The following is a 26,735-nucleotide window of genomic DNA, read 5'->3' on the forward strand; positions in this document are numbered from 1 at the left end:
GACGATGTTTGTTAGTTTATCAGAAAAGAAAAAATTTTTAACTTGGTTAGTGAATACAGTGCCTTTTGGAAGAAGAGAAGTACTGTGGATTTTAAATTACTTATTAACGCACGATGCGATTTTAAATAATGTTCATTTTGTTGAGAACGTAGAGAAGACTGATCGAGGGATCCGCGTGGTAGCAGATGGTTTAGGTAAGGAGCCGTTATTGCTTTTTATCCAAGCACAAGAATTTACAGATCCGGAACAAATTTTTCATGAGATTCGAATGAATTGGCGGAAAGCTCTTTATTTAGAATGTGTATTTCCAGAGGCATGGCAAACGAGCCAGTATTTATCTGTTTTAGAAGATAATCCGTTTGCGCCATGGAATGAACAAGTGGATCAGGAAGTTGCCAGAGCGATTGATCAATACTTTAAGCAAGAAGAACAAACGCAACGAATGGCATTAATTAAAGCTCAAATTGACGATGCTTTAGAAACAGGCAACAAAGAAGCGTTTTTAGAATTATCCGATGAATTAAATCGTTTGAAACAACAATAAATAAAACCCAGCATTTTCAATAAATGCTGGGTTTTATTTATTGTTTTAATTTAAAGCGCCGTTGTTTGCTGGGTTTTGCATAAGTAAAGCCTTCGCCAATTGCTTCATGTACGTTAATGATGGACACAAAGGCTTTTTCATCTATTTCATTAGCAATTCGTTTGACTTCCATTATTTCTCGAGGGCTGACTACCGTGTAGAGAACCCGTTTTTCCACTTGTGAATAAGCACCTTCACCATTTAAATATGTTACCCCACGTTCTAAAGAAGCCATTAAACTTTGACCGATTTCTTCGGAATGATTGGAAACAATTAAAATTCCTTTCGCAGCATAGGCTCCGTCGAGTACAGAATCGACAACACGACTGAAAACAAAGGACACAATTAAAGTATACATCATTCGTTTGACATCAATATAGGTCAACGAGAGGAGTAAGACTGCAACATCAAAAAGTAACAACGAGCGGCCCATGCTAATCCCAAAGTATTTTTCGAAAATGCGGGCAATGACGTCGGTCCCACCAGTGGTTCCGCCTACGCGGTAAACAAGGCCACTCCCGAATCCTGCGGCCAAACCAGCTAAGAGAGCAGCAATCAATAAATCATGATCTAAATTAATTTCAACAGGAAATTTTTGCCAAAACCACAAAAATACCGATAACGACACGGTACCAATTAGCGTATAATAGAGGGAACGTTTGCCTAAAATTTTACCACCAATTAATAAGAGCGGAATATTGATTAATAATGTCGTATATGCTGGGTTAAAATGAAATAAGGCTCTTAAAATCAAAGTAATCCCTGTGACACCACCTTCGGCCAGGTCATTGGCAATATTGAAAGTAACCAAACCAAAGGCATAGATACAGCTTCCTAATACAATAAATAACACATCTTTAAAATAAAATCTTTGTTCTTCCATTTAATCACGTCCTTTTACAGTATAAACTGTATCATTCTCTATATAAAACAACAAGTAGAACCTTTCCAGATAGCCGAGTTTTTGATAAGATGTAGGAGGTAGAGTAAGAAAGGTTGGGGTAAAATGTCAGAATCAGAACAACGTAGTTTGCAATCGATGCAAACGGAAGTTGATGATTATATTCAACAGTTTAAAACAGGCTATTTTTCACCATTAGGACAAATGGCTCGTTTGACGGAAGAGGTCGGAGAATTAGCCCGTGAAGTCAATCATTATTATGGTGAAAAACAGAAAAAAGCAGACGAAAAACCAAAGACAGTATCAGAGGAACTTGGAGATGTCTTTTTTGTATTGATTAGCATGGCAAATTCTTTAGAGATTGATTTAACCGAAGTTTTTGAAGAAAATATGGCCAAATTTAACAAGCGGGATCGCTATCGCTTTGAAAGAAAGGATGGGAAAACACATGATTAAAATAATTGTCGCTGGGTTTAAAGGACGGATGGGCAGTACTGCTACACAAATGGTCTTAGAAACCGCAGATTTTGAATTAGTAGGTGTGTATGATCCTCATGAAGCACAAGAAACTGTTTCTTTCAATGATGAAACAGCAATTCCCGTTTTTCAGCGCTTAGAAGAAGTCCTAGCTGTCAAACCAGATGTTTGGATTGATTTTACGGTTCCTGAAGCTGCCTATCCAAATACGCGTTTTGCGTTGGAACACGGTATGGCGCCAGTTGTTGGGACGACAGGCTTTACGGAGGAACAAATCAACGAATTGACAAACCTATCTCAAGAAAAAGCCATCGGCGGCTTAATTGCGCCAAATTTTGCAATTGGGGCAGTTTTAATGATGCAATTTGCCCAAAAAGCGGCACAGTATTTTCCGGATGTGGAAATCATTGAATTACATCATGATAACAAATTAGATGCACCAAGTGGAACGGCTATAAAAACTGCAGAAATGATTCAAGAAGTTCGGCCAGCAAAAAAACAAGGGAATCCGCAAGAGGTAGAATCAATACCAGGGGCACGCGGGGCTGATTTCGAGGGTCTGCGAATCCATAGTGTCCGCTTACCTGGTTTAGTGGCACACCAACAAGTCCAATTTGGCAGTGTAGGTGAAGGGCTCACTATTCGGCATGATTCTTATGATCGGCGTTCATTCATGACAGGAGTAGCGTTAGCTTGTCGGCAAGTGGTACAGAGAACAGAACTACTTTACGGATTGGAACAGATGCTATGAAATTGACAACTATTCCAAACGAATTTAAAGAAGCCGCTCCCGTTATTCGTGAAATCAATGCACAGGGCTTTGAAGCGTATTTTGTCGGGGGCAGTGTCCGTGATGCTTTATTAAATAAACCAATCCATGATGTCGATATTGCGACAAGTGCCTATCCAGAAGAAATTAAGCAAATTTTTAAACGAACCGTTGATGTGGGCATCGAACATGGCACAGTCCTTGTATTGATGGAAGACCAACAGTATGAAGTAACAACCTTTCGTACCGAGTCAACTTATCAAGACTTTCGCCGACCAGATGAAGTCACCTTTGTTCGCTCCTTGAAAGAAGATTTAAAACGACGAGATTTTACGATTAATGCCTTGGCGCTCGACAGCACAGGTGAAATCATTGATTTATTTGATGGTATCGAAGATTTAACTAATCAAACCATTCGTGCAGTCGGTAATCCCCATGAGCGGTTTCATGAAGATGCTCTGCGGATGATGCGGGGCTTACGCTTTGCTAGCCAATTAGATTTTAAAATTGAAGAAAAAACCTTAGCCGCTATCGCTGAATTTCATCCTTTATTAGAAAAAATTTCAGTAGAGCGCATTACGATTGAATTTGTAAAAATGCTTTTAGGGGTTAATCGACAAGGTGGCTTAGCTCCGTTTATTGAAACAGAATGCTATCAATATTGTCCCAAATTACGAGAACAAGGGGCTGGACTTTTTCGTTTAATGGACTTGCCTGCTCGTCAAATTGAAACAGAAGTAGAAGCGTGGACGTTACTTATCCAATCATTGAATTTACCAGAAGCAGAAATCCGCTCCTTCTTAAAGGCTTGGAAACTTTCAAATCAATTAATTCAAAATGTTTCACAATTAGTACGTGGTCTGCGTTTCCGCTTGAGTAACGACTGGCAGCCAATGATGCTTTATGAATTAGGCGAAGAATCAGCAGTCCTTGTTGAAAGGCTTTTATATTATTACCAACAAGAGAGTCAAGTACAAGTAACAAAAGAGTTAGTTAAGGCATTACCCATCCATCAAAGACATGAATTGGCCATAACAGGAAAAGACCTTTTAGCCGTCTTAGAAGAAACACCAGGCAAATGGTTAGGGGAACTGATTGCTGAAATCGAGCAACACGTTGTTGAAGGTAGCTTAGAGAATAAACAAGAAGTTCTGCTTTCGTTTGCCAAAAAACAACGTTCAAAAGGAGAGAAAGCATAATGCCAACAGAAATGTTTACAAAAGAATTTTTGGTGAAAGAATCACAAACGGCAAAAATGCTCGGTTCTGGTGACTTAGAAGTTTTAGGAACCCCTGCTTTAGCTGCCATGATTGAACAAACAGCCAAAGAAGCTGTGAAGGACCAATTATCAGTTGGGGAAACAACTGTCGGAACGGTGTTAGAATTGCGCCACTTATATCCATCCGCGGTAGGGGCGACAATCGTTGTTACGATGACCAGCATTGAACAGACTGCACACAAAATACGCTATGAATTTGTTGCTTATGAAGGAGAACGAAAAATTGCCAAAGGTTCTCACCAACGTGCAGTAGTTGAGATTGATTCTTTTTTAAAAAGAATAACAAAAGATTAAGAATCTACAGCGAAAGTTTGTGACCGTTTATCAAAAGTATGGTAAACTAATAATGTAAGAAATTATTTTTAAGTAAGGAGATTTGTGCTATGGCTAGAGAAATGACAGGACTTAAATTTTATTTCAGAAATGGTGAAACTTGGACGATTGATCGTCGTTTTATTGGTGATTTATGGATTAAACATATTACAACAAGTTTTGGCCGTATCCATGGTAGTGAATTTGTTGAAATTCATCCATGTGAAGGGTTCAAAATTGAAATTTTCCAAGAAGGAGATCATGTTCAAACCCACGATATTAACTTAGGTGGCTTAGAATTAGGGATGTTCTCTCGTGCTTTAAAATATGAAGATATCGAACGTATGGAAATTCTTTACAAAAATGGCACACCAGATTTAGTTTATTTCCCTTACAAAGATAAAACAGATGAGGGCTTGGATAACATCTATCAATCTACAAAAGTCAGCGAAAAAACTAAAAACTTATACATTGTTATCGACCCAACACAAACAGTTGATGATGTATACGCTGAAGAATTAAAATAATTTTTGCCCCACAGGAATCAGTGAAATGACTGGTTCCTGTGGCTTTTTTAGTCTTTTGGCGAATAAAATAACATTGTTTTTAATGGAATAGTCAAAAAAATAAGCGAATAAGTGTTGACACATGTTTTTTCTAGCGGTATACTGTTAACAATTCTTAATTAAATCAGTTTTGGAGTGATTCTTATGACAACAACGAAGAAAAACCATACACAACTGAATAACTTTTACTTTAGCTATTTTAGATAGGTTTGTATTCATAACATTATGGGTACAGACAACAAACGTTTGTATCTATAATGGCTAGGGAAATTTAAGATGACTTTCAGCCATGTAGATTTAAGAAAATCTATAGTGGCTTTTATATTGCTTTTTTGTAGGGTATTCACTGTAGATTTTTCTTAAAATTTACTGTGAATATCCTTTTTGTTTGGCCAAAAATTAGGATTTCAGAAACTTACTAAAAAAATTTCGTAAAGGAGCACACAGGATGAAAGAAATAACTGGATCTACTCGTTTAGCTGGGCTATTCGCGAAACCCAGCCAACACAGTATTTCACCGTTGATTCATAATACAGCATTTCAAAATTTAGGAGTTGATGCTCGGTATCTGGCGTTTGACGTTGGACAAGAGACATTGCCACAAGCAATTGAAGCGATTCGAACGTTTCACATGTTAGGGGCCAACTTATCAATGCCCAATAAAGTGGCGGCTGTAAGTTATATGGATGAACTAAGTCCTACCGCCCAACTGGTTGGCGCGATTAATACGATTGTCAACAAAGATGGAAAACTTTACGGAGACAGCACGGATGGTACTGGTTTTATGTGGAGTTTGAAAGAGAAAAAGGTTGACGTTTTTCAGAATAAAATGACCATCTTAGGAACAGGTGGTGCAGCCTTATCAATCATTGCCCAAGCTGCTTTAGATGGCGTGAAAGAAATCGCCGTTTACAACAGGAAAAGCGCGGGGTTTAACGACAGTCAAAAAAAACTGGCAAATTTCACTGAACGAACCAACTGTGTAATTCATTTAAACGATTTAGCGGATACTGAAAAACTAGCAAAAGATGTTGCTGAAAGCGTCTTGTTAGTTAATGCAACGAGTGTGGGTATGCATCCACATGCACATAGTAGTCCTATAGAAAATTATGCAATGATTCAGCCGAAGTTATTCGTGTATGATGCTATTTATAATCCCAGAGAAACACAGTTATTAAAAGAAGCCCGTTTACGTGGCGCAGAAACAAGCAACGGCTTGGACATGCTACTTTATCAAGGAGCTGCTGCTTTTGAACAATGGACAGGACAAAAAATGCCTGTATCAGTCGTAAAACGTAAAATTGAAAATAGATAAAAAGAGCGCCGTTTAAAGGCATGAGGAGAGAATATAATGATCGTAATTATGAAAGAAAATGCAACCGAAAAGCAAATGAAACAAGTCATTGATTTAGTAACAGGTGCAGGCTTAACTACTCAAACAAGTCAAGATAATGGAAAAACAGTGATAGGCTTGATTGGTGATACAGAAAAATTAGTTGAAGCAGAGTTAACAGCATTAGAAGGCGTGGAAAAAAGTGTCCGCATTTCGTTGTCTTACAAACTAACGAGTCGTTTATTTCATCCAGAGAATACAGTGGTTGATGTGAACGGTGTTAAAATCGGTGACGGCAGTATGACCATGATGGCGGGCCCTTGTTCAATCGAAAGCTTAGATCAGATTCGTGAATGTGCGCGAATTGCTAAAGCTGGCGGTGCAACAATTTTACGAGGTGGTGCATTCAAACCTAGAACGTCGCCATACGCTTTCCAAGGGCTAGAAGAAGAAGGACTGAAATACATTCGCCAAGCGGCTGATGAATTAGATATGCAAGTCATTACAGAAGTGATGGATGAAGCGAATTTAGAACTTGTCGCAAAATACAGTGACATTTTACAAATCGGTGCGCGCAACATGCAAAATTTCAAGTTATTACAAGCGGTTGGTAAAACTGGAAAACCTATTGGCTTAAAACGCGGGATTGCCGGTACGATTGATGAATGGCTAAACGCAGCTGAATACATTGCTGCGCAAGGAAATTTCAATGTGATCTTCATTGAACGTGGGATTCGTACGTACGAAACCGCTACGCGCAATACACTTGATTTAAGTGCGGTGCCTTTAATTAAAAAATTAAGTCATTTTCCAATTATTGTTGATCCGAGTCATGGTGTTGGTATCTGGGATTTAGTACCGCCAATGGCCCGAGCAGGTGTTGCTTCAGGTGCGGACGGCTTGATTGTAGAAATTCACCCAGATCCAGCGAATGCGTGGTCAGATGGGCCACAATCCTTGAATGAAAAAACTTACCTACGTATGATGAAAGAAGTTCATATCATCGAAAAAGCAATGAAAGAAATTAATGCTTTAGAAGATTAGTAAAGACAGAGGAGTAGAGGACATGAAATTAACCGTAACGTTACCTACACATTCATATGATTTAACCATCGAAACAGGTGCCTTAGATAAAATTGGCACCTGGGTACGTAGCCTGTGGCAGCCACAACGGGTAGCGATTATTACCGATGAAACGGTGAATAAATTATATGGCGCAGCTGTTGAGAAAGAATTGCAAGCTACTGGTTTTGAAACATCATTGATTGCTGTAGCGGCAGGTGAACAAAGTAAGAGCCTCGAAACAGCTCAACTGCTTTATGATTTTTTAGCGGAACAGCAATTGACTCGAAGTGATGGTCTAATTGCTTTAGGTGGAGGCGTTGTGGGAGATCTAGCTGGATTTGTCGCTTCAACCTATATGCGCGGCATTCACTTTTTGCAAGTACCAACAACCTTACTGGCACAAGTAGATAGTAGCATTGGAGGTAAAACAGCGGTTAATACTAAAAAAGCCAAAAATCTTGTCGGTACTTTTGCCCAACCAGATGGGGTTTTAATTGATCCTAATACACTTAAAACATTAGAACCTAGACGTGTGCGTGAAGGAATTTCAGAAATTGTAAAATCAGCAGCTATCGCTGATGTTGAATTGTGGCACCGTTTATCCTCTTTGGAAAATGAACAAGATTTAGTGGCACATGCAGAAGAAATTATCACGGCCTGTTGCAAGATTAAACGTGATGTCGTCGAAGAAGATGAATTAGATTTGGGCTTACGTTTGATTCTGAATTTTGGGCATACGATTGGCCACGCATTAGAAAATACAGCTGGTTACGGGGTGATTGCTCACGGTGAAGGCGTTTCTTTAGGAATGATTCAAATAACTCAAGTCGCAGAACAACGAGGGCTTTCCCCACTTGGGACTACCCAAGAGTTGGTCACCATGCTAGAAAAGTTCCATTTACCAGTAACGACAGATCGTTGGCCAGAAGAACGTCTCTATCAAGCAATTACACATGATAAAAAAACACGTGGGGGACAGATTAAAATCATTGTCTTAGAAAAAATTGGTCAAGCGAAAATTGTCTCTTTACCAACGGAAGAAATTCGAGCATTTTTAAATAGAGAAGGAGGAATTTAAGATGCGCTTTATTACAGCAGGCGAATCACATGGACCTGAATTAACTGCTATTATTGAAGGCTTACCAGCCGGCTTGCCTTTAAGTAGCGAAGAGATTAACCGAGAATTAGCAAGACGTCAAGGCGGTTACGGTCGTGGGGGACGGATGAAAATTGAAAAAGACCAAGTACGTATTACTTCGGGTATTCGGCATGGTAAAACACTTGGCTCACCAGTAACGTTGATTGTCGAAAACAAAGACTGGAAAAATTGGACCTCCGTGATGTCAGTAGAGCCAGTTCCTGAAAAACAAAAGAAAATCCGCCGCGTCAGCAAACCACGTCCAGGACATGCTGATTTAGTCGGTGGAATGAAATATCAACATGATGATTTACGGAATGTTTTAGAACGGTCTTCGGCACGAGAAACAACAATGCGTGTGGCGATTGGTGCGGTTGCTAAAAAACTCTTAGCTGAATTGGATATCCAAGTTGCTGGGCATGTCGCGGTATTAGGTGGGATTGAAGCTACGATTCCTGAAAATTTAACGATTCGTGAAATTCAAGAACGATCTGAACAATCTGCCGTTCGCGTATTAGATCCTTCCGTAGAAGAAAAAATGAAAGAACTAATTGACCAAACCAAGAAAAATGGCGATACAATTGGTGGGGTAGTAGAAGTACTTGTGGGTGGCGTTCCAGCTGGCTTAGGGAGCTATGTTCAATGGGATCGTAAACTAGATGCCAAAATTGCGCAGGCTGTTGTAAGCATCAATGCTTTTAAAGGTGCTGAGTTTGGCATTGGATTTGAAATGGCACAACGCCCTGGTAGCCAAGTGATGGACGAGATTGTTTGGGACGAAAGTACAGGTTATACCAGAACTTCCAACAATTTAGGCGGTTTTGAAGGAGGAATGACCAACGGAATGCCAATCATCGTTCGTGGTGTCATGAAACCTATTCCAACCCTTTATAAACCATTGCAAAGCGTAAATATTGATACAAAAGAGCCTTATAAGGCCAGCGTTGAGCGCTCTGATAGCACGGCAGTACCGGCCGCTAGCGTTGTTTGTGAAGCCGTTGTTGCAACGGAAGTAGCGAAGGCTATGCTCGAAAAATTTGATAGTGACTCATTTGAACAAATGAAAGAAGCAGTGAAACGTTATCGTCTATATACTCAAAACTTTTAATGGAAGAAAGTCGCAAGTATATGGAGGGAAAAAATGAAGAAACGTATTTTAATCGTAGGATTAGGGCTAATCGGGAGTTCACTGGCTTTGTGTATCAAAAAAGGGCATCCAAACAGTGAGATTATCGGTTTTGATAATCAAGCGGAGTCAACTGAATTTGCTAAGAAAACGGGTCTAATTGATGAGATAGCTGAATCTTTAACAAGTGGGGCAAGACGAGCAGAGATTATTTTTCTTTGTTCCCCAGTTAAAGCAACTTTAGTACAACTAGAAGAATTAAACCAATTATCACTAGAAACTGCTCTGATCACAGATGTGGGTAGTACCAAGGTGGAAATTAATCAGTTAGCAACAAAGCTTAACATGAAAAATTTTATTGGTGGTCATCCAATGGCTGGTTCACATAAATCCGGCGTAACAGCCGCTGATGAACGTTTGTTTGAAAATGCCTACTATATTTTTACCGATGACCATGGCGAAAAAAGCAAACAGATTCAGGAGTTACAAACGTTATTAAAAGGAACGCATGCGAAGTTTATTACGATGCCTGCACAGGAACATGATGAAATTACTGGTGCTCTAAGTCACTTGCCACATATTGTTGCCGCAGCTTTAGTGAACGAAAGTCAGCAACTGAATACCACTTACCCTAGAGCACAGCAGCTAGCGGCTGGAGGATTTAGAGATATTACTCGAATTGCTTCCTCTGATGCAACGATGTGGACGGATATTTTATTAAGCAATCGCTTAGTATTATTGGACTTACTAGAAAATTGGCAAAAAGAGATGACTACTGTTTGCCAATGGTTAACGGAAAAAAACGCCCCAGCTATTCGTAATTTTTTTGATAAAGCCAAAGAAACACGTGCTCAATTGCCTATTCATAAAGAAGGCGCAATCCCAGCTTTCTATGATCTGTTTGTTGATGTACCAGATCAACCAGGAATCATTGCTGAAATTACGCAAATTTTAGGCGAAGCGGACCTTTCTCTTACAAATATTAAAATTTTAGAAACGAGAGAAGAAATCTATGGGATTCTTCAATTGTCTTTTAAAAATCAACCAGACTGCCAAGCTGCAAAACAAATTTTATCTAAAAAAACGAACTATACATGTTACGAAAAATAAGAGGTGATGAGGGTGCAACTACGTACAAATGTGAAACATTTACAAGGGACTCTGATGGTTCCTAGCGACAAATCGATTTCCCATAGAAGTATTATGTTTGGAGCGATTTCTTCTGGAAAAACGACGATTACAAATTTTCTAAGAGGCGAAGATTGTTTAAGTACCTTAGCGGCGTTTCGTTCTTTGGGTGTGAACATTGAAGATGACGGGACGACAATCACCGTTGAGGGGCAAGGATTTGCAGGCTTAAAAAAGGCGAAGAATACAATTGATGTTGGAAATTCAGGGACAACAATTCGTCTAATGCTAGGCATTTTAGCTGGCTGTCCCTTTGAAACGCGCCTAGCTGGTGATGCGTCTATTGCTAAACGACCGATGAATCGTGTGATGCTTCCTTTAAACCAAATGGGAGCGGAATGTCAAGGGGTTCAACAAACGGAGTTTCCGCCAATTTCTATTCGCGGGACTCAAAATTTACAACCTATTGACTACACAATGCCTGTTGCGAGTGCTCAAGTGAAATCGGCTATTTTATTCGCCGCTTTGCAAGCCGAGGGCACTTCTGTAGTGGTTGAGAAAGAAAAGACACGTGATCATACAGAAGAGATGATTCGACAATTTGGTGGGACGCTTGAAGTAGATGATAAAAAAATTATGTTAACTGGACCACAACAATTAACAGGTCAAAACGTGGTAGTTCCTGGCGATATCTCTTCTGCGGCTTTCTTTTTAGTTGCGGGTTTAGTAGTCCCAGATAGCGAGATACTTCTGAAAAATGTTGGCTTAAATCAAACGCGGACAGGTATTTTAGATGTGATTAAAAACATGGGCGGTTCCGTCACTATTTTAAATGAAGATGAGGCCAATCATTCTGGCGATTTACTTGTAAAAACGAGTCAATTAACAGCTACAGAGATTGGTGGCGCTATTATCCCACGTTTAATTGATGAGTTACCGATTATTGCTTTGTTAGCTACTCAGGCTACTGGCACGACAATCATTCGAGATGCAGAAGAATTGAAAGTCAAAGAAACCAATCGGATTGATGCAGTAGCGAAAGAATTAACAATTTTAGGCGCCGACATCACGCCTACTGATGATGGCTTAATTATACATGGGCCAACTTCTTTACATGGTGGAAGAGTTACCAGTTATGGGGATCATCGTATCGGGATGATGTTACAAATTGCTGCATTACTTGTAAAAGAAGGCACTGTTGAATTAGATAAGGCTGAAGCAGTTTCAGTTTCTTATCCAGCATTTTTTGACGACTTAGAACGTTTAAGTTGTTAACGAAGGAGGATAACGAACCATGGAAAGCATTGTTTTAATTGGTTTCATGGGTGCGGGTAAAACAACTATCGGCCAAAGATTGGCCAATAAACTAAAGATGCCTCATCTTGATTTAGATACAGCGTTAATGGAAAAAATAGGACGCTCAATTCCTGACTATTTCGAAAAATATGGTGAAGCAGCTTTCCGAGAACAGGAAACCCAACTTTTAAAGGAGCTGTCAAAAAATACAGCCGTCCTTTCAACTGGGGGCGGGATTGTTGTCGGACCAGAAAATCGTAGCTTATTGAAATCTTTTCAGCAAGTGATTTATTTACATGCGACACCAGAAGAGCTGTTAAAAAGAATCACAGAAGATACTGAAAACCAGCGGCCCTTAGCTATAGAACGTTCTTCAAAAGGAATCATTACTTTGTTTGAGTCTCGTAAAAGTTTTTATGAAGAATGTGCGAAGATGACAATTGATACGACCAATCGCTCACCAGAAGAAATTATCAATGAAATTCTGCAACAATTAAAGGAGTAGAGAAACGATGAAAGTTGGTTATTTAGGTCCGATTGGTTCCTTTACGTACAGTGCAACGTTGGCTGCTTTTCCTGAAGCTACGTTGATGCCGTACGCATCGATTCCAGCTTGCTTGAAAGCAATTGAACAGCAAGAAGTGGCATGCAGCATTATTCCAATAGAAAACACGATTGAAGGAACTGTTAACGCATCGATAGATTATTTGTATCATCAAGCGCAGTTACCTGTCCAAGCAGAGTTAGTTTTACCGATTCAACAACAATTAATGGTGGCAAAAGAGAATCAAGCGATCTGGCAACAAAGTCAGAAAATTTTATCACATCCGCAAGCATTAGCTCAATCGCAGATGTTTCTAGAGAAAAACTTTCCAGAAGCGATTTTAGAAGCAACGCCTTCAACAGCTTACGCCGCCAAATACATTGCAGAACATCCAGAATTACCTTTTGCAGCTATTGCACCAAAACTTTCTGCGGAAATGTATGATTTGACCATCGTAGAAAAAAATATACAAGATTTATCGGTAAATCAAACCCGATTTTGGGTTCTTGGTTCTGAAAATTTAGCGATTTCTTTCCCGTTATCTGAGAAAAAAATAACGCTGGCGATTACGATGCCAAGTAATGTTCCTGGCTCTTTACACAAAGCATTAAGCGTGTTTAGTTGGCGAGGGATTAATCTTAGCAAAATAGAATCACGGCCGTTGAAAACAAAGCTCGGAGAGTACTTCTTTTTAATGGAATTAGTGAATGATCAACCAGAAAAACTAATTGAAGCAGCTTTAACAGAACTGGAACTGATTGGCGCAGAAATAAAAATTTTAGGGGATTACCCGATCTATGTTTTGTCCACACTTTAAAGAGTTAAAAATGAAAATGAAGCTTACTTATTAGATAAAGTGAGTTTCATTTTTTATTAAATTACATATTTGTAATAGGAATTTCCTGCGAAATGAGGTATCCTAATAAAGGTGATAAAACACAGAGGTAAAGGAGTGACACGATGAGTCGTGTAGATCGTTATAAACATATTCATGAAAAATCGAGACCAGCAGAGCATAAAAAGACCTTTAATCCCCGAAAATCAATGGGTGAACATAGAGAAGAAGAACCAGAAGAACTAGCTGAAAGCCTTCAAGAGCCAGTTTACGAAGACAGCTATACTGAGGACAGTCGCAGAAGGGAGAGGCGACATCAAACAGATTCAGGTGGTGGCAACGGTTCTGACCAACCACCCCGCGGAAAAAAAGACAAGAAACCAAAAAAGAAACGTAAAAAATCAAAAACAAAACGCTTTTTCAAATGGCTAGTGATCCTATTGATTCTGTTATTTGCCTATAGTACAGTCATGTTTTTAAAAGGAAAATCTGCAGCAGAACATGATGACTCGTTGCCTCAAGAAAAAGTAGAAACATTTAATGGTGTCAAAAGTAGCAATGGGGCTAAGAATATTTTAATTCTTGGCAGCGATACACGTGGGGAAGATGCTGGACGAGCCGACACAATAATGGTTCTCCAACTAAATGGACCATCAAAAAAACCGAAATTAATTTCATTTATGCGTGATACATTCGTGGACATTCCTGGTGTCGGGCCGAATAAAATTAATGCCGCATACGCTTATGGCGGTGCTGAATTGGTTCGTGAAACGTTAAAACAAAACTTTAATTTAGATACGAAATATTATGCTAAGGTAGATTTCCAATCATTTGAAAAAATTGTTGACTCTATGTTTCCAAAAGGTGTCAAAATCGATGCAGAAAAATCACTGAATTTAGATGGTGTTGATATTGAAAAAGGGCAACAGGTCATGGATGGACATGTCTTACTTCAATACGCTCGCTTTAGGATGGATGAAGAAGGCGACTTTGGTCGGGTTCGTCGCCAACAACAAGTTATGTCAGCTGTAATGAGCCAAATGAAAAACCCAATGACTTTATTAAGAACCCCAGAATCACTTGGGAAATTAGTCGGCTATATGTCGACAGATGTGCCTGTTAGTTTCATGTTAACGAACGGACCATCATTGCTGATTAAAGGAAAAGCAGGGGTTGAGTCATTATCGGTTCCGGTACCAGATTCTTGGAATTTTGGTGAATCCTCTTATGCAGGCAGTATTTTAGAAGTAGATGAACAAAAAAATGCTGACGCCATCGAAAAATTCCTGAACGAATAAGGAAAGCATTTTAAAATATCCTTTTTTATGCTATATTAGAAACAACGTGGAAAATTAGTGAAACGAGGTTACAAAATGAAAATTGCTATTGTGACAGATAGTACAGCTTATTTACCCGAGCGCATTAAAGATCATCCGAATCTTTTTGTAATTCCCATCCCAGTCATTTTAGATGGAAAAATATACAACGAAGGCATTGACATTGAAGCAGATGAATATTATGCATTGCTAAATAATAGTAAAGAATTTCCGACGACTTCACAACCTGCTTTAGGAGAAGTGTTAGAGCTTTACAAATCAATCGCTGAACAAGGGTACGACACCATCATCAGCATTCATCTTTCTTCAGGAATCTCTGGTTTTGTTCATACATTGCACGGACTTACTGATGAAATCCCAGGCGTTGCTTTGTATCCATATGACTCAAAAATTACAAGTATGCCAATGGGACACATGGTAGAAGCTGCTTTAGATTTAACAGAAGAAAAAGCCAGCTTAGAAGAAATTTTTGCCAAATTAGATTTAATTCGTGACAATACGTATGCATATCTAATTGTAGAAGATCTGAACAACTTAGTTCGTGGCGGTCGCTTAACGAATGGCGCAGCCTTGATTGCTGGACTATTGAAGATTAAACCTATCTTGACTTTTGAAGATGGAAAGATTGTATTATTTGAAAAAATCCGTTCAACAAAGAAAGCTTTTGCTCGTGCAGAAAAGATTATTGGTGAACGAAACGCAGGGATTGAAGCACCAGTTAAACTGTATGTGATTCATGCTAATAACCGCATCGTTGCTGAAAAAGAACAAGCAAAATTACAAAAGCTATACCCAAATGCAGAAATTGAAATCGGTCATTTTGGTCCAGTTATCGGGACCCACCTAGGGGAAAAAGCAATTGGTTTAGCGATTTCAGCTCAATAATAAAAGATGAGACAAAAGTAAACTACTTCTGTCTCATCTTTTATTCTATTATTTTATCGTTCGCTGGTGTTACTCAGCCGAATACTTTTTGTTTATAAGAAAATGTAAAATTACTCCTTTTTATTAGAAAATATCTTGCAAATTAAGCAATTCCTTACAAAGTAATGTATACTAAGGAAGAGGAGGCGGTTAAATGAAAAGAAATATAGCCTTGTTGCAAAGCGAAAAAATGAAAAAAGTTCAAGCTTTAGCAAACTACTACCAAGAATCAATTGACTTACCGCCTGGAAAAAACCGTGAGGCGGTTATCAAAAAGATTAATGAATCAAAAAAAGAAATTAAAGAAATAAATGATATATTAACAGATATTCAAAAGAAAAAGAAATAAAGGAGTCGTTTGTGATTATCGATGGATTTACGTTATTGCTATTTTTATTTGTCGTCGTTATGTATGGTTACTTTTACTTCGTACGTAAAAGTATTGTAATTCCGGCTGCAAAACATCCTACAACAAAATATCTAGTTGCTTTTTTTAGTTTAATGATTCTGGCCAATGCATTTTCGGCAGGAGATAAAATTGAAATGATTCGAAGTGTGTTATATATTTTGATTATCTTCAGTTTTCTTTACGATGCAAGAGGTTTTGCGGAGAATTGTATTATTACGCATCCTTTTGACAATCGGGGCACGGCCTTTAAAGATATCGAAAAGATTGTCCTTGTTCAAAAGCCAAACGGTATTCGTTTAGGGTATTTAAAAAAAGGCAGAAGAGGGGTGGTTTTACGCTTTTCTGCGCCACTAGAAGAAATGGTTCTTTTTCTTTCAACACGGATGAATGAAGAGGCAGAAATTGATATTATTGTTAATGAAGATTAAACATGTTCAGCTCCTAGAAATCAGCTTTTCCCGCGTTAAGTTTTGTCTGAATTTCTTTTGAAAAAAAGAAAGCAATTTTGCTTGTACTTTTGGTAAAATTTGTTATAATTAGTCAGATTAAATTTTGGAAGGAAGTTGTTTCGGTGAGTGAAGAATTTGAAAAGTGTGTCGCTGACTTGAAAAAGAAATATCAAGCAATCCCTGAAGAAAAACGACAACACTTTGCAGAACGTATGCAAAAGAAAAATTTCTTACGCTACAAAAAAATTGAATTAATTAAAGGAGAACTTCTTCGTTTAGAAGCACGACGCGCTCAATTGGAACTTTGCGAACGCAGTTCTGAGTTAGAAGAAGTCGAAAAGAAAATTATTCTTAAAAAGAAAAAATTACTTAAATGTTTTGATCGGTAAGTCAATAAAAATTTAATATAGAAGGGAATGATAGGATGGAATTTACCTTTCTAATCATTGTTTTTGCACTGTCTATTACCTTCTCAAACATATTCAACCGGATTGTTCCCGTCATTCCGCTGCCAATTGTGCAAATTATTGTAGGTGTTCTAATTGGTTTAACTAAAATGGGGCAGGAAATTGAATTTGAGCCTGAAGTGTTTTTAGTAATGATTATTGCACCGCTTTTATTTAGAGAAGGGGAGCTAATCAATCTGAAAGCAATGATGAAAAATTTCGGGATGATTCTTTTCTTGGCCTTTTTTGGTGTGTTAATCACTTTAGTCGGAGTCGGCTGGACCCTGCATATGATTTTGCCTACTTTACCATTAGCCGCTTGCTTCGCTTTTGGAGCGGCTCTAGGACCAACGGATGCGGTGGCGGTAGGTTCGTTATCAGGTCGAATTGACATTCCTGAACGTTCGATGAACATTTTATCTGGTGAAGGACTCATTAATGATGCATCAGGCGTTACAGCCTTTCAATTTGCATTAGCGGCTTTATTAACGGGGTCATTTTCGCCGGTGGAAGCGGCAGGGACCTTGGTTATTTCCAGTATTGGTGGAGCGGTAGTCGGAATCGTGTTAGTTCTATTAAAACAGCAAATTGTTCATTTACTTGAAACTGCAGTGGCAAAAGATGTTACAGGCTACTTGTTGATTGAATTACTCTTGCCATTTATTGCTTATTTAATTTCAGAGTTGATTGGCGTTTCTGGAATTATTGCTGCTGTGATTGCTGGAATTATGCAAGCGTCTAGTTTGAAAAAAGTTTCGCTTTTTGAAGCAGAGCTGTCAAATGTTGGCGAAAGTATTTGGAGTATGATTGAGTTCACCTTAAATGCCTTAGTTTTCTTATTCTTAGGAATTGAACTTTCTCAAGTGTTTTCGCCAATTTGGATTGACCAACAATATTCAAACTGGTTCCTACTAATGGTTGTTCTAATTATTAGCGCCGTTGTCTTTTTGATTCGTTTCTTAGCCATTTTCAGTGTTTACACGCTTCAACATGGACTTAAGAAAGTTAAAAACGCAATGAATGAAATGCTGATTTTAACTTTTGGCGGTGTTAAAGGAACAGTGAGTTTAGCCACCATCTTTATTTTGCCAACAGCGATTAACGGGGAGCATTTTAAAGAACGACCGTTATTACTATTCATTACGGCTTGTGTTATTTTGGTGACTCTGATTGGCGGGATTCTAGTTTTACCATTTTTAACTGATTCAGAGACAGAAGTGGAAAATGAAGAGTCAGTCGAAATTGATTTATTACGTGATGTCATTGATGTCTTAAAACAGCAAAATGAAGAGAATCCTCGTGGTGAAATGAATGCGGTCATTGAAAATTATCAGGATCGTTTAAAAGAATTGTATACCGAGCAGCTAAGTGCAGAACGAAAACAAGAAGTGCAAGAGTTGCGGACGTTAATTGTGTCCATTGAACGAGACGGCCTAGAAGAAAGTCTGAAACAAGGAGAAATTAGTGTCAGAAGTTATCGTATGTATCAACGCTTGATTACACGGATGCAACGGTCGATTGCCAAACAATTATTATCGATTGTAGGCTTTTGGTTATTATTTGCTCGACAAATCATTTCGATTCTTTTACATCCTAAGCTATTTTTCAATCGTGGTGAAGCTTCTGAAGAAGAAAAAGAATTACGAAATGAAGAACTAGAAAATATTCGCCAAGTTTTTCTAAGAAATTCTCAAGTTATTCTGAAGAGTTTAGATAATTTGCGCGGTGTCTATGATGATGATTTAATTGATTTCTTCATTGACGGACGCTTGGATTTAGCCCATAAGTTTGAAAAAGGCGAATTTATTGATTCGTATATTGTTCATACGGAGACAGACTATGTCAAAGACCTATTATTAGGCTTCCAAGAAGAACGACGGATGATTGATCATTATGAACAATCTGAACGCATTTCAATTATCGAAGCGAACGAGTTACGAAAAAATGTCAATTTATTAGAGAGTTATTCGATTAGCGGCGAAGTGAATAACGTTCCGCTGAAACGATTTGTTAAAAATTTTAATAAAGAATAAGTAATAGTGTATGAGATGAAACCAAGACGATTTTTATCTCATGCACTTTTTTTATAATCCAATTTTTGATACAATAAGCAAGACCAAAATAGAAGGAGTTGGTAGTGTCGGTGAAAGAATTAAAAGTAACAGATTTAACCAAAACATATGGGGAAAAAACACTATTTGATCATCTTTCTTTTTTGATTCATGAAAAAGATCGCATTGGTTTAATTGGGATTAACGGCACAGGGAAAACCAGTTTATTAAATATTATTGCTGGCGTAGATAGCGGTGATGGTGATTTTGCTGCGATTCAGCAGCCAAGTGATTATCAAATTGGGTACCTTTCCCAGAATCAAACATTTGACGAGAATATTACGATTGCAGAAGCCGTGTTTCAGGGAGACAGCCCAATCATAAAAGCGGTCAAAAATTATGAATTAGCGTTAGCTGCTTTAAGTGAGAATGGTTTAGACGAAGGGGTTCAAAGACGTTACACGCAAGCAGAAGAAGCCATGAATAAACAAGATGCTTGGACAGCAGATACCAATGCAAAAATTATTTTACAAAAATTAGGCATTCCCACATTGGAAAAGAAAATAGGTGAGCTTTCTGGTGGGCAGTTAAAACGAGTAAGCTTGGCGCAAGTCTTAATTGAAGCGCCTGATTTACTGTTATTGGATGAACCAACGAACCATCTGGATTATGAAACAATTGAATGGCTAGAAAACTTTTTAAATAACTATCGTGGTGCGGTTTTAATGGTGACCCATGACCGCTACTTTTTAGATCGAGTAACCAATCGGATTTTCGAACTTTCTTTTGGAAAACTGTATGAATACAAAGGAAACTATGAAACGTATGTAATGGAAAAAGCCGAACGTGAACGCGTCGCTGTAGAGCAAGAAGAAAAAAGAAAACGGCTCTTCAAACAAGAACTAGCGTGGATGCGAGCGGGCGTTCAAGCACGAGGAACGAAACAGCAAGCAAGAATTGATCGGTTTCAGGATTTAAAAGAAAACTTGTATCAGGTACAAACCAATGGCACCTTAGAAGCAGACTTTGCCACGCAGCGTTTAGGGAAAAAAGTTCTGGAAATCAAGGAAGGAAATTATGCCATTGATCACAAACAGCTTTTGAAAGACTTTAATTTACTCATTCAAGCAAACGATCGAATTGGCATTACTGGTAAAAACGGTGCAGGCAAATCCACGTTATTAAATATTTTAGCTGGCCGCATTCCTTTAGAGAGTGGCCTATATAGTATCGGTGAAACCGTCCGAATTGGCTATTATACCCAGCAAAACGAAGAAATGGATCCTAATCAACGGATGATTGCTTATTTGCAAGAAGCAGCAGAAGAAGTGAAACGCAGTGATGGAAGCAGCGTTGGGGTCGCTGAAATGTTAGAGCGCTTTTTATTTCCTCGTTTTATGCATGGCACACTGATTGGCAAACTGTCTGGTGGAGAAAAACGCCGGTTATATCTCTTAAAATTATTAATTAGTCAGCCTAACGTGTTATTATTGGATGAGCCAACCAACGATTTAGACATTGATACGTTGACCATTTTAGAAGATTATATTCAAACGTTCAAAGGAGCGGTAATTGCGGTTTCTCATGACCGTTATTTCTTGGATAAAACAATGGATAAATTGTTAGTTTTTCAAGGAAATGGTCAGATCCTATCATTTTATGGCACGATGAGTGAATATTTGGCGAACCAAAAAGAACAAGAAAAGGTCAAAGAAAAACCGCTCAATAAACCAGTAAAAGAAGCATCGACAGAAAAGAAAGAAAAAACAAAGCTGACTTATATGGAACAAAAAGAGTGGGCAACAATTGAAGAAGATATCACACAATTAGAAACGAAATTAGAAACATTAACTGAAGAAATGAATCATCAGGGTGATGATTTTGTTCGTTTACAAGAATTGCAAGAAGCAGTAACTGCAACGGAACAATTGTTAGAAGAAAAAATGAATCGTTGGGAATACTTGAGTGAATACGCGGATTAAGAGACGGAGGGAATAAGATGGAAGAAGCATACTTAGCGCTAGGAAAAAAGATTTTAGAAGAAGGTCATTTTAAAGAAGACCGTACAGGAACTGGGACGTATAGTTTATTTGGCTATCAAATGCGTTTTGATTTGGCCAAAGGATTTCCCTTACTAACAACCAAACGAGTACCGTTTGGCTTGATTAAAAGTGAGTTATTGTGGTTTTTAAAAGGCGTCACGAATATTCGTTATTTGTTAGAGCGAAATAATCATATTTGGGATGAATGGGCGTTCGAACGCTATGTAAAAAGCGCAGATTATCAAGGACCAGACATGACGGATTTTGGGCATCGTGTCTTACAAGATCCAGCGTTTGCAGAACAATACAAAGAAGAACATCAAAAATTCTGTGACGCCATTTTAAACGATGAAGAATTTGCAGAAAAATATGGTGAATTAGGGAATATTTATGGTGCACAATGGCGTCACTGGGAAACCAAAGATGGTAGCTTTATCGATCAATTAACTAATGTGATTGAAATGATTAAAACCAATCCTGATTCTCGCCGTTTAATTGTTTCCGCTTGGAATCCAGAAGATGTGCCTTCAATGGCGTTGCCGCCTTGTCACACTATGTTTCAATTTTATGTAAATGAAGGAAAATTAAGCTGTCAACTTTATCAGCGCAGTGCCGATGTTTTTTTAGGTGTTCCTTTTAACATTGCAAGCTATGCTTTATTGACACATCTGATTGCACATGAAACAGGTTTAGAAGTGGGGGAGTTTGTACACACGCTAGGAGATGCCCACTTATATCAAAATCATGTGGAGCAAATGCAAGAACAATTATCACGAGAAGTTCGTTCTTTCCCAACGCTCGTTTTGAATCCAGACAAGGCTTCTGTTTTTGATTTTGATATGGAAGATATTAAAGTAGAAGGCTATGACCCACATCCAACGATTAAAGCGCCGATTGCCGTATAAAAAAGGAGAGAGAAGCTATGTTAGCAGCTATTTGGGCCCAAGATGAACAAGGAGTGATTGGTAAAGAAGGCAAATTGCCTTGGCATTTACCCAACGACTTGAAATTTTTCAAGGAAAAAACAATTCATAATACATTGGTTTTAGGACGTGCAACTTTCGAAGGTATGGGATGTCGTCCGTTACCAAATCGAACAACGATTGTTCTTACCAGTAATCCGGATTACCAAGCTGAAGGCGTTTTGGTTATGCATTCCGTAGAGGAAATTCTTGCGTATGCTGACAACTATGAAGGTGTGACCGTTATTGGTGGAGGTTCTGTCGTTTTTAAAGAACTGATTCCCGCATGCGATGTCTTATATCGGACGATGATTCATGAAACGTTTGAAGGCGACACCTTCTTTCCAGAAATCGACTGGTCTGTTTGGGAAAAAGTTGCCACTGTTCCCGGCGTCGTGGACGAGAAAAATCTCTATGCACATGACTATGAAACGTATCATCGAAACGATAAATAATAAAATGAAGGGAGGCATGAGCAATGCCAACATTGAAAGAAAAAATTATTCAAGAGAGTCAACGTTTAGGCATCGATAAAATCGGCTTTACTCATGCTGAACCATTTATTGAATTAGAAGATTCTCTGCATGAACAACGAGAGCGAGGATATAACTCGGGGTTTGAACATCAAAATGTGGAAGAACGAATTTACCCAGAAAAAACGTTTGAGCATCCTAAAAGTATTATCTCCATTGCTTTAGCTTATCCCACCAAAGCTCAGGAAAAAATGCCTAGAGATGAAAAGCGTGGACAATTTGCGCGAGCCTCTTGGGGAATTGATTATCATCACATTTTGCAGGATCGGTTGCAAAAATTAATTGCTTTTATTGAAGAGCAAGCTGCCACTGAAGCAGAAAAAGAACACTGGCGCTTTCGGCCGCAAGTAGATACTGGCGAATATGTTGACACCGCTGTTGCTCAGCGGGCGGGTTTAGGATTCATTGGTAAAAATGGTCTACTGATTACCGAAGAATTTGGTTCCTTTGTATATTTAGGTGAGGTGACCACCAACATTCAATTTGAACCAGATGAACCTGTTCCAAATGGTTGCGGTGATTGTACTCGTTGTATCACAGGGTGTCCTACAGGGGCTTTGTTAGGGGACGGTCGAATGAATGCTCAAAAATGTTTGTCTTATCAAACGCAAACAAAAGGCATGATGCCTGAAGAGTATCGGAAAAAAATGCGTAACGTCATTTATGGTTGCGACATTTGTCAGCTGGTTTGCCCTTATAATAAAGGAAAAGATTTTCATTTTCATGAAGAGATGGAACCAAAGATTGAAGAAGTCTATCCCAAATTGGCACCGTTATTAACTATTTCCAATAAAGAGTTTAAACAGCAATTCGGACACTTAGCAGGCTCTTGGCGTGGCAAAAAACCATTGCAACGAAATGCTTTAATTGCGTTAGCGAATTTGGGCGGCCGTGAAGCTATCCCACAAATTATTCTCTGTTTAAATGATCAGCGTCCTGTCATTCGCGGAACAGCTGCTTGGTCGTTAGGTGAGCTCGCAAAAAGAGAACCCGAGCAAAGTTTAGAAGCTTTAAATTATCTACTTTCTGTAGAAACTGAAGAAGAGGTTATCGAGGAAGCTCAAAAGGCTATTCACTTGTTAACAAGCAAAAAAGGAAGCCGCTCAACAGAGTGACTTCCTTTTTTTATTAAATATGATTGCGATATAAACCAACAACTTTACCTAAAATTGTAACGTTATCTAAAAGAATAGGCGCTAATGCATCATTTTCAGGCTGCAAGCGGATATGATTTACTTCTCGGAAGAATCGTTTACAGGTTGCTTCATCTTCATCGGTCATTGCGATTACGATGTCGCCATTATTGGCATTCGATTGCTTACGAACAATCACTTGGTCGCCATCTAGAATACCTGCGTTAATCATACTTTCTCCTCGAATCGTCAACATAAATAAAGCATTTTCTTCTGTACGTAAATCAGGAGGTAACGGGAAGAAATCTGATGCTTCTTCCACCGCTAAAATTGGTTCACCAGCAGTTACGACACCTAACATCGGAATAGTTGTCGGTTGAATCCCGATCTTTTCCAAGCCTTCTGGTGTTAATTCGATTGCTCGCGGTTTTGTTGGGTCACGTAAGATTAGACCCTTTTTTTCAAGACGAGCTAAATGTCCGTGAACGGTAGAAGTTGAGGATAAATCAACAGCCTTCCCAATTTCGCGAACGGTTGGCGGATAACCCTTTAATTCGACTTGTTCGTATATATATTTAAGTACTTCTAATTGTCTTGTTTCTGTACGTTTCGCCAAAACCCGCACCTTCTTTCAATTGATAAAATTAGTGTACCATAAAATGCGAACGAAATCAAACAAGCGTTCGTGTTTTATAAATATCAGAATATAGTTGTTTTTTTAAGGCAGTTCTTATAATATAGACAGTGAGAGTAAGGAGGGATTTTGATGTTATCGAAAGAAAAAATTGCCCGTATAAATGAATTAGCGAATAAAGCAAAAGTGGAAGAACTTAGTGCGAAAGAAAAAGTCGAACAACAAGAATTACGTAAAGAGTATTTAGAAGCATTTCGTGGAGGGATGCGTCACCATATCGAAGGAATGAAGGTCGTGGATCAAGAAGGGACCGATGTGACTCCTGAAAAACTAAAACAAATTCAACGTGAAAAAGGACTTCACAACAGAAAGTAATTGCTTTCATTGTCGAAATAAGCTACACTATGAATAAAGGTAAAAAAAACCTAAATTAGGAGATGATTTTTTTGTTTGACAAGACAGATCAATTGGGCGTTAATACAATCCGGACATTAAGTATTGAAGCCGTACAAAAAGCGAACTCAGGACATCCTGGTTTACCAATGGGTGCTGCCCCAATGGCGTATGCACTTTGGACAAAACATTTAAAGGTGAACCCAACAACTTCTAGAAACTGGGTTGATCGTGATCGTTTTGTACTTTCAGCAGGCCACGGCTCTGCAATGTTGTACAGCTTATTACATCTATCAGGATACAACGTAACAATTGACGATTTGAAAAATTTCCGTCAATGGGATAGTAAAACACCAGGGCATCCAGAAGTGCACCACACAGATGGTGTTGAAGCAACAACAGGACCTCTAGGACAAGGGATTGCTATGGCTGTTGGTATGGCAATGGCTGAAGCGCATTTAGCTGCAACTTATAATCGTGATAGTTTCCCTATTATGGATCATTACACGTACGCAATTTGTGGTGACGGCGATTTAATGGAAGGTGTTTCTCAAGAAGCAAGTTCAATGGCTGGTCATATGAAATTAGGTAAATTAATTGTCTTGTACGATTCAAATGACATCTCATTAGATGGACCAACTTCTAAAGCCTTTACTGAAAATGTTGGGGCTCGTTATGAAGCATACGGATGGCAACATATTTTAGTTAAAGATGGCAATGATTTAGATGAAATAGAGGCTGCGATTGAAGCGGCTAAAGCTGAAACAGATAAACCAACACTGATTGAAGTTAAAACAGTCATCGGTTACGGAGCACCAAAAGAAGGAACTTCTTCCGTTCACGGCGCGCCAATTGGTGAAGAGGGCATTACAGCGGCTAAAGCTGTTTATGGTTGGGAATATCCTGACTTTACTGTGCCAGAGGAAGTCGCTGCTCGTTTTAAAGAAACGATGATTGACGAAGGCCAAAAAGCTGAAGAGGCTTGGAATGAGATGTTTAAGAACTATGAACATGCACATCCAGAATTAGCCAAACAATTTAAAGAAGCTTTTGCCAACCAATTACCTGAAGGTTGGGAACAAGAATTACCTAAATATGAACTAGGAACAAGTGCTGCAAGTCGTGTAACAAGTAAAGAAACGATTCAAGCTATTTCAAAAGTTGTTCCAAGTTTCTGGGGCGGTTCAGCCGATTTATCTGCCTCAAATAATACAATGGTTGCTGCAGAAAAAGATTTCGAACCTGGTCAATACGAAGGCCGTAATATTTGGTTTGGTGTTCGCGAATTTGCAATGGCTGCAGCAATGAACGGGATTCAATTACACGGTGGTAGCCATGTTTATGGCGGGACATTCTTCGTCTTTACTGACTACTTGCGTCCAGCAATCCGTTTAGCCGCTTTACAAAAAGTTCCTGTAACTTACGTCTTAACACATGACTCTGTTGCGGTGGGTGAAGATGGGCCAACACACGAACCAATTGAGCAATTAGCAAGTGTTCGTTGCATTCCAAATGTTCATGTGATTCGTCCAGCAGACGGCAATGAAACTGTTGCTGCTTGGAAAATTGCTATGACTTCTACGGAAACACCAACTATTTTAGTTCTAAGTCGTCAAAACTTACCTGTTTTAGAAGGAACGTTAGAACACGCTTCTGCTTCTGTTCAAAAAGGTGCTTATGTATTGTCACCACAAAATGGTGAACAACCAGCAGGGATTTTAATTGCGACTGGTTCTGAAGTAAATCTAGCAGTGGAAGCACAAGCGAAATTAGCGGAAGAAGGCATCGATGTATCTGTCGTGTCAATGCCAAGTTTTGATTTGTTTGAAAAACAATCTGCTGAATATAAAGAAAGTGTGTTACCTAAAGCTGTGACAAAACGTGTGGCAATTGAAGCTGCAGCAAGCTTTGGTTGGGAACGCTATGTAGGAACGGAAGGCAAAACAATTACAATTGATCACTTCGGCGCTTCTGCACCTGGCGGTCTAGTTCTTGAAAAATTCGGCTTTACTCCTGAAAATGTGGTTAATACCTATAAATCACTATAAATAAACATTAAAAAACCTGAAT

The 26,735-nt window shown here is 38.7% G+C and carries 28 protein-coding genes; 26 read left to right on the forward strand and 2 right to left on the reverse strand.

Annotated elements, in window-relative coordinates:
* Positions 1 to 4 precede the first annotated feature (4 nt).
* Positions 5 to 544 (forward strand): ReoY family proteolytic degradation factor, encoded by a 540-nt coding sequence (locus tag IGM13_RS06875; protein WP_002361802.1) that lies wholly within the window; start codon positions 5 to 7, stop codon positions 542 to 544.
* A 37-nt stretch (positions 545 to 581) separates the two neighbouring features.
* On the opposite strand, the gene IGM13_RS06880 is transcribed toward IGM13_RS06875, so the two are convergent.
* Complete coding sequence (locus IGM13_RS06880; RefSeq protein WP_002357595.1) at positions 582 to 1,466, reverse strand: YitT family protein; 885 nt, start codon at positions 1,464 to 1,466, stop codon at positions 582 to 584.
* 123 nt (positions 1,467 to 1,589) lie between these two features.
* On the opposite strand from IGM13_RS06880, the gene IGM13_RS06885 reads away from it, so the two are divergent.
* From IGM13_RS06885 to queG, 23 genes are all read left to right on the forward strand, one after another.
* On the forward strand, positions 1,590 to 1,940 hold the full coding sequence (locus tag IGM13_RS06885; protein ID WP_002363944.1) for a nucleotide pyrophosphohydrolase: 351 nt from the start codon (positions 1,590 to 1,592) through the stop codon (positions 1,938 to 1,940).
* Positions 1,933 to 2,712, forward strand: a complete 780-nt coding sequence (gene dapB / locus IGM13_RS06890; RefSeq protein WP_002420205.1) for a 4-hydroxy-tetrahydrodipicolinate reductase — start codon at positions 1,933 to 1,935, stop codon at positions 2,710 to 2,712. The genes IGM13_RS06885 and dapB overlap by 8 nt, the downstream gene beginning before the upstream one ends.
* A complete protein-coding gene (locus tag IGM13_RS06895; protein ID WP_002363945.1) occupies positions 2,709 to 3,929 on the forward strand; it encodes a CCA tRNA nucleotidyltransferase in 1,221 nt (406 codons plus the stop codon). The genes dapB and IGM13_RS06895 overlap by 4 nt, the downstream gene beginning before the upstream one ends.
* A complete protein-coding gene (locus tag IGM13_RS06900; RefSeq protein WP_002420204.1) occupies positions 3,929 to 4,303 on the forward strand; it encodes a thioesterase family protein in 375 nt (124 codons plus the stop codon). Before IGM13_RS06895 ends, IGM13_RS06900 begins: the two co-directional genes overlap by 1 nt.
* 89 nt (positions 4,304 to 4,392) lie before the next feature.
* Positions 4,393 to 4,848 carry a hypothetical protein gene (locus tag IGM13_RS06905; RefSeq protein WP_002357586.1) on the forward strand — a complete coding sequence of 152 codons (456 nt, stop codon included), beginning with the start codon at positions 4,393 to 4,395 and terminating at the stop codon, positions 4,846 to 4,848.
* Positions 4,849 to 5,335: 487 nt separating this feature from the next.
* On the forward strand, positions 5,336 to 6,202 hold the full coding sequence (gene aroE / locus IGM13_RS06910) for a shikimate dehydrogenase (protein ID WP_002377421.1): 867 nt from the start codon (positions 5,336 to 5,338) through the stop codon (positions 6,200 to 6,202).
* A 36-nt stretch (positions 6,203 to 6,238) separates the two neighbouring features.
* Positions 6,239 to 7,264 carry a 3-deoxy-7-phosphoheptulonate synthase gene (aroF, locus tag IGM13_RS06915; RefSeq protein WP_002363948.1) on the forward strand — a complete coding sequence of 342 codons (1,026 nt, stop codon included), beginning with the start codon at positions 6,239 to 6,241 and terminating at the stop codon, positions 7,262 to 7,264.
* A 22-nt stretch (positions 7,265 to 7,286) separates the two neighbouring features.
* Complete coding sequence (gene aroB, locus IGM13_RS06920; RefSeq protein ID WP_002420203.1) at positions 7,287 to 8,363, forward strand: 3-dehydroquinate synthase; 1,077 nt, start codon at positions 7,287 to 7,289, stop codon at positions 8,361 to 8,363.
* 1 nt (position 8,364) lies between these two features.
* A complete protein-coding gene (gene aroC / locus IGM13_RS06925; protein WP_002357582.1) occupies positions 8,365 to 9,531 on the forward strand; it encodes a chorismate synthase in 1,167 nt (388 codons plus the stop codon).
* A gap of 33 nt (positions 9,532 to 9,564) precedes the next feature.
* On the forward strand, positions 9,565 to 10,659 hold the full coding sequence (locus IGM13_RS06930) for a prephenate dehydrogenase (protein WP_002420202.1): 1,095 nt from the start codon (positions 9,565 to 9,567) through the stop codon (positions 10,657 to 10,659).
* Positions 10,660 to 10,665: 6 nt separating this feature from the next.
* Positions 10,666 to 11,952, forward strand: a complete 1,287-nt coding sequence (gene aroA, locus IGM13_RS06935; protein WP_002420201.1) for a 3-phosphoshikimate 1-carboxyvinyltransferase — start codon at positions 10,666 to 10,668, stop codon at positions 11,950 to 11,952.
* A 19-nt stretch (positions 11,953 to 11,971) separates the two neighbouring features.
* The gene (locus IGM13_RS06940) at positions 11,972 to 12,478 is read left to right on the forward strand and encodes a shikimate kinase (RefSeq protein WP_002420199.1); all 507 of its coding nucleotides are present in this window, start codon (positions 11,972 to 11,974) and stop codon (positions 12,476 to 12,478) included.
* A gap of 7 nt (positions 12,479 to 12,485) precedes the next feature.
* Positions 12,486 to 13,334, forward strand: coding sequence for a prephenate dehydratase (pheA, locus tag IGM13_RS06945; protein WP_002420198.1), 849 nt, complete (start codon positions 12,486 to 12,488; stop codon positions 13,332 to 13,334).
* 143 nt (positions 13,335 to 13,477) lie between these two features.
* Positions 13,478 to 14,650, forward strand: a complete 1,173-nt coding sequence (locus IGM13_RS06950; RefSeq protein WP_002420197.1) for an LCP family protein — start codon at positions 13,478 to 13,480, stop codon at positions 14,648 to 14,650.
* Between the two features lie 75 nt (positions 14,651 to 14,725).
* Positions 14,726 to 15,574, forward strand: coding sequence for a DegV family protein (locus IGM13_RS06955; RefSeq protein ID WP_002382324.1), 849 nt, complete (start codon positions 14,726 to 14,728; stop codon positions 15,572 to 15,574).
* A gap of 193 nt (positions 15,575 to 15,767) precedes the next feature.
* Positions 15,768 to 15,962 (forward strand): hypothetical protein, encoded by a 195-nt coding sequence (locus IGM13_RS06960; protein WP_002357574.1) that lies wholly within the window; start codon positions 15,768 to 15,770, stop codon positions 15,960 to 15,962.
* Between the two features lie 11 nt (positions 15,963 to 15,973).
* Positions 15,974 to 16,450: a hypothetical protein gene (locus IGM13_RS06965; protein WP_002398295.1), complete on the forward strand. Its 477-nt coding sequence runs from the start codon at positions 15,974 to 15,976 to the stop codon at positions 16,448 to 16,450.
* 77 nt (positions 16,451 to 16,527) lie between these two features.
* Positions 16,528 to 16,860, forward strand: a complete 333-nt coding sequence (locus tag IGM13_RS06970) for an ACP phosphodiesterase (protein ID WP_002357572.1) — start codon at positions 16,528 to 16,530, stop codon at positions 16,858 to 16,860.
* 35 nt (positions 16,861 to 16,895) lie between these two features.
* The gene (locus tag IGM13_RS06975; protein ID WP_002360309.1) at positions 16,896 to 18,950 is read left to right on the forward strand and encodes a cation:proton antiporter; all 2,055 of its coding nucleotides are present in this window, start codon (positions 16,896 to 16,898) and stop codon (positions 18,948 to 18,950) included.
* A 110-nt stretch (positions 18,951 to 19,060) separates the two neighbouring features.
* The gene (locus IGM13_RS06980) at positions 19,061 to 20,950 is read left to right on the forward strand and encodes an ABC-F family ATP-binding cassette domain-containing protein (RefSeq protein WP_002420196.1); all 1,890 of its coding nucleotides are present in this window, start codon (positions 19,061 to 19,063) and stop codon (positions 20,948 to 20,950) included.
* A gap of 17 nt (positions 20,951 to 20,967) precedes the next feature.
* Positions 20,968 to 21,915, forward strand: coding sequence for a thymidylate synthase (locus IGM13_RS06985; RefSeq protein WP_086269715.1), 948 nt, complete (start codon positions 20,968 to 20,970; stop codon positions 21,913 to 21,915).
* A gap of 17 nt (positions 21,916 to 21,932) precedes the next feature.
* Positions 21,933 to 22,427: a trimethoprim-sensitive dihydrofolate reductase gene (dfr, locus tag IGM13_RS06990; RefSeq protein WP_002357568.1), complete on the forward strand. Its 495-nt coding sequence runs from the start codon at positions 21,933 to 21,935 to the stop codon at positions 22,425 to 22,427.
* Between the two features lie 23 nt (positions 22,428 to 22,450).
* Positions 22,451 to 23,620 (forward strand): tRNA epoxyqueuosine(34) reductase QueG, encoded by a 1,170-nt coding sequence (gene queG / locus IGM13_RS06995; RefSeq protein ID WP_048945241.1) that lies wholly within the window; start codon positions 22,451 to 22,453, stop codon positions 23,618 to 23,620.
* 13 nt (positions 23,621 to 23,633) lie between these two features.
* On the opposite strand, the gene lexA is transcribed toward queG, so the two are convergent.
* On the reverse strand, positions 23,634 to 24,254 hold the full coding sequence (lexA, locus tag IGM13_RS07000; protein ID WP_010715203.1) for a transcriptional repressor LexA: 621 nt from the start codon (positions 24,252 to 24,254) through the stop codon (positions 23,634 to 23,636).
* A 150-nt stretch (positions 24,255 to 24,404) separates the two neighbouring features.
* Between lexA and IGM13_RS07005 the strand changes: the two genes are divergently transcribed.
* Both IGM13_RS07005 and tkt read left to right on the forward strand, forming a co-directional pair.
* Positions 24,405 to 24,647: a DUF896 family protein gene (locus IGM13_RS07005; protein ID WP_002384502.1), complete on the forward strand. Its 243-nt coding sequence runs from the start codon at positions 24,405 to 24,407 to the stop codon at positions 24,645 to 24,647.
* Positions 24,648 to 24,718: 71 nt separating this feature from the next.
* Entirely contained in the window at positions 24,719 to 26,713 is a 1,995-nt protein-coding gene (tkt, locus tag IGM13_RS07010) for a transketolase (RefSeq protein ID WP_048945242.1), read from the forward strand.
* Positions 26,714 to 26,735 lie beyond the last annotated feature (22 nt).

Source organism: Enterococcus sp. DIV0561, assembly GCF_050539875.1.
Taxonomy (GTDB): Bacteria; Bacillota; Bacilli; order Lactobacillales; family Enterococcaceae; genus Enterococcus; species Enterococcus faecalis.

What these genes read in the sequence shown, in the direction of transcription:
- IGM13_RS07005 (WP_002384502.1), top strand. Translation starts at nt 24,405, where the DNA reads ATGTTATCGAAAGAAAAAATTGCCCGTATAAATGAATTAGCGAATAAA.
- IGM13_RS06880 (WP_002357595.1), bottom strand. Translation starts at nt 1,466, where the DNA reads ATGGAAGAACAAAGATTTTATTTTAAAGATGTGTTATTTATTGTATTA.
- queG (WP_048945241.1), top strand. Translation starts at nt 22,451, where the DNA reads ATGCCAACATTGAAAGAAAAAATTATTCAAGAGAGTCAACGTTTAGGC.
- IGM13_RS06985 (WP_086269715.1), top strand. Translation starts at nt 20,968, where the DNA reads ATGGAAGAAGCATACTTAGCGCTAGGAAAAAAGATTTTAGAAGAAGGT.
- dapB (WP_002420205.1), top strand. Translation starts at nt 1,933, where the DNA reads ATGATTAAAATAATTGTCGCTGGGTTTAAAGGACGGATGGGCAGTACT.
- IGM13_RS06960 (WP_002357574.1), top strand. Translation starts at nt 15,768, where the DNA reads ATGAAAAGAAATATAGCCTTGTTGCAAAGCGAAAAAATGAAAAAAGTT.
- IGM13_RS06955 (WP_002382324.1), top strand. Translation starts at nt 14,726, where the DNA reads ATGAAAATTGCTATTGTGACAGATAGTACAGCTTATTTACCCGAGCGC.
- IGM13_RS06940 (WP_002420199.1), top strand. Translation starts at nt 11,972, where the DNA reads ATGGAAAGCATTGTTTTAATTGGTTTCATGGGTGCGGGTAAAACAACT.
- IGM13_RS06905 (WP_002357586.1), top strand. Translation starts at nt 4,393, where the DNA reads ATGGCTAGAGAAATGACAGGACTTAAATTTTATTTCAGAAATGGTGAA.
- aroF (WP_002363948.1), top strand. Translation starts at nt 6,239, where the DNA reads ATGATCGTAATTATGAAAGAAAATGCAACCGAAAAGCAAATGAAACAA.
- dfr (WP_002357568.1), top strand. Translation starts at nt 21,933, where the DNA reads ATGTTAGCAGCTATTTGGGCCCAAGATGAACAAGGAGTGATTGGTAAA.
- aroC (WP_002357582.1), top strand. Translation starts at nt 8,365, where the DNA reads ATGCGCTTTATTACAGCAGGCGAATCACATGGACCTGAATTAACTGCT.
- aroB (WP_002420203.1), top strand. Translation starts at nt 7,287, where the DNA reads ATGAAATTAACCGTAACGTTACCTACACATTCATATGATTTAACCATC.
- IGM13_RS06900 (WP_002420204.1), top strand. Translation starts at nt 3,929, where the DNA reads ATGCCAACAGAAATGTTTACAAAAGAATTTTTGGTGAAAGAATCACAA.
- IGM13_RS06895 (WP_002363945.1), top strand. Translation starts at nt 2,709, where the DNA reads ATGAAATTGACAACTATTCCAAACGAATTTAAAGAAGCCGCTCCCGTT.
- aroE (WP_002377421.1), top strand. Translation starts at nt 5,336, where the DNA reads ATGAAAGAAATAACTGGATCTACTCGTTTAGCTGGGCTATTCGCGAAA.
- IGM13_RS06975 (WP_002360309.1), top strand. Translation starts at nt 16,896, where the DNA reads ATGGAATTTACCTTTCTAATCATTGTTTTTGCACTGTCTATTACCTTC.
- IGM13_RS06930 (WP_002420202.1), top strand. Translation starts at nt 9,565, where the DNA reads ATGAAGAAACGTATTTTAATCGTAGGATTAGGGCTAATCGGGAGTTCA.
- IGM13_RS06950 (WP_002420197.1), top strand. Translation starts at nt 13,478, where the DNA reads ATGAGTCGTGTAGATCGTTATAAACATATTCATGAAAAATCGAGACCA.
- pheA (WP_002420198.1), top strand. Translation starts at nt 12,486, where the DNA reads ATGAAAGTTGGTTATTTAGGTCCGATTGGTTCCTTTACGTACAGTGCA.
- aroA (WP_002420201.1), top strand. Translation starts at nt 10,666, where the DNA reads ATGAGGGTGCAACTACGTACAAATGTGAAACATTTACAAGGGACTCTG.
- IGM13_RS06885 (WP_002363944.1), top strand. Translation starts at nt 1,590, where the DNA reads ATGTCAGAATCAGAACAACGTAGTTTGCAATCGATGCAAACGGAAGTT.
- IGM13_RS06875 (WP_002361802.1), top strand. Translation starts at nt 5, where the DNA reads ATGTTTGTTAGTTTATCAGAAAAGAAAAAATTTTTAACTTGGTTAGTG.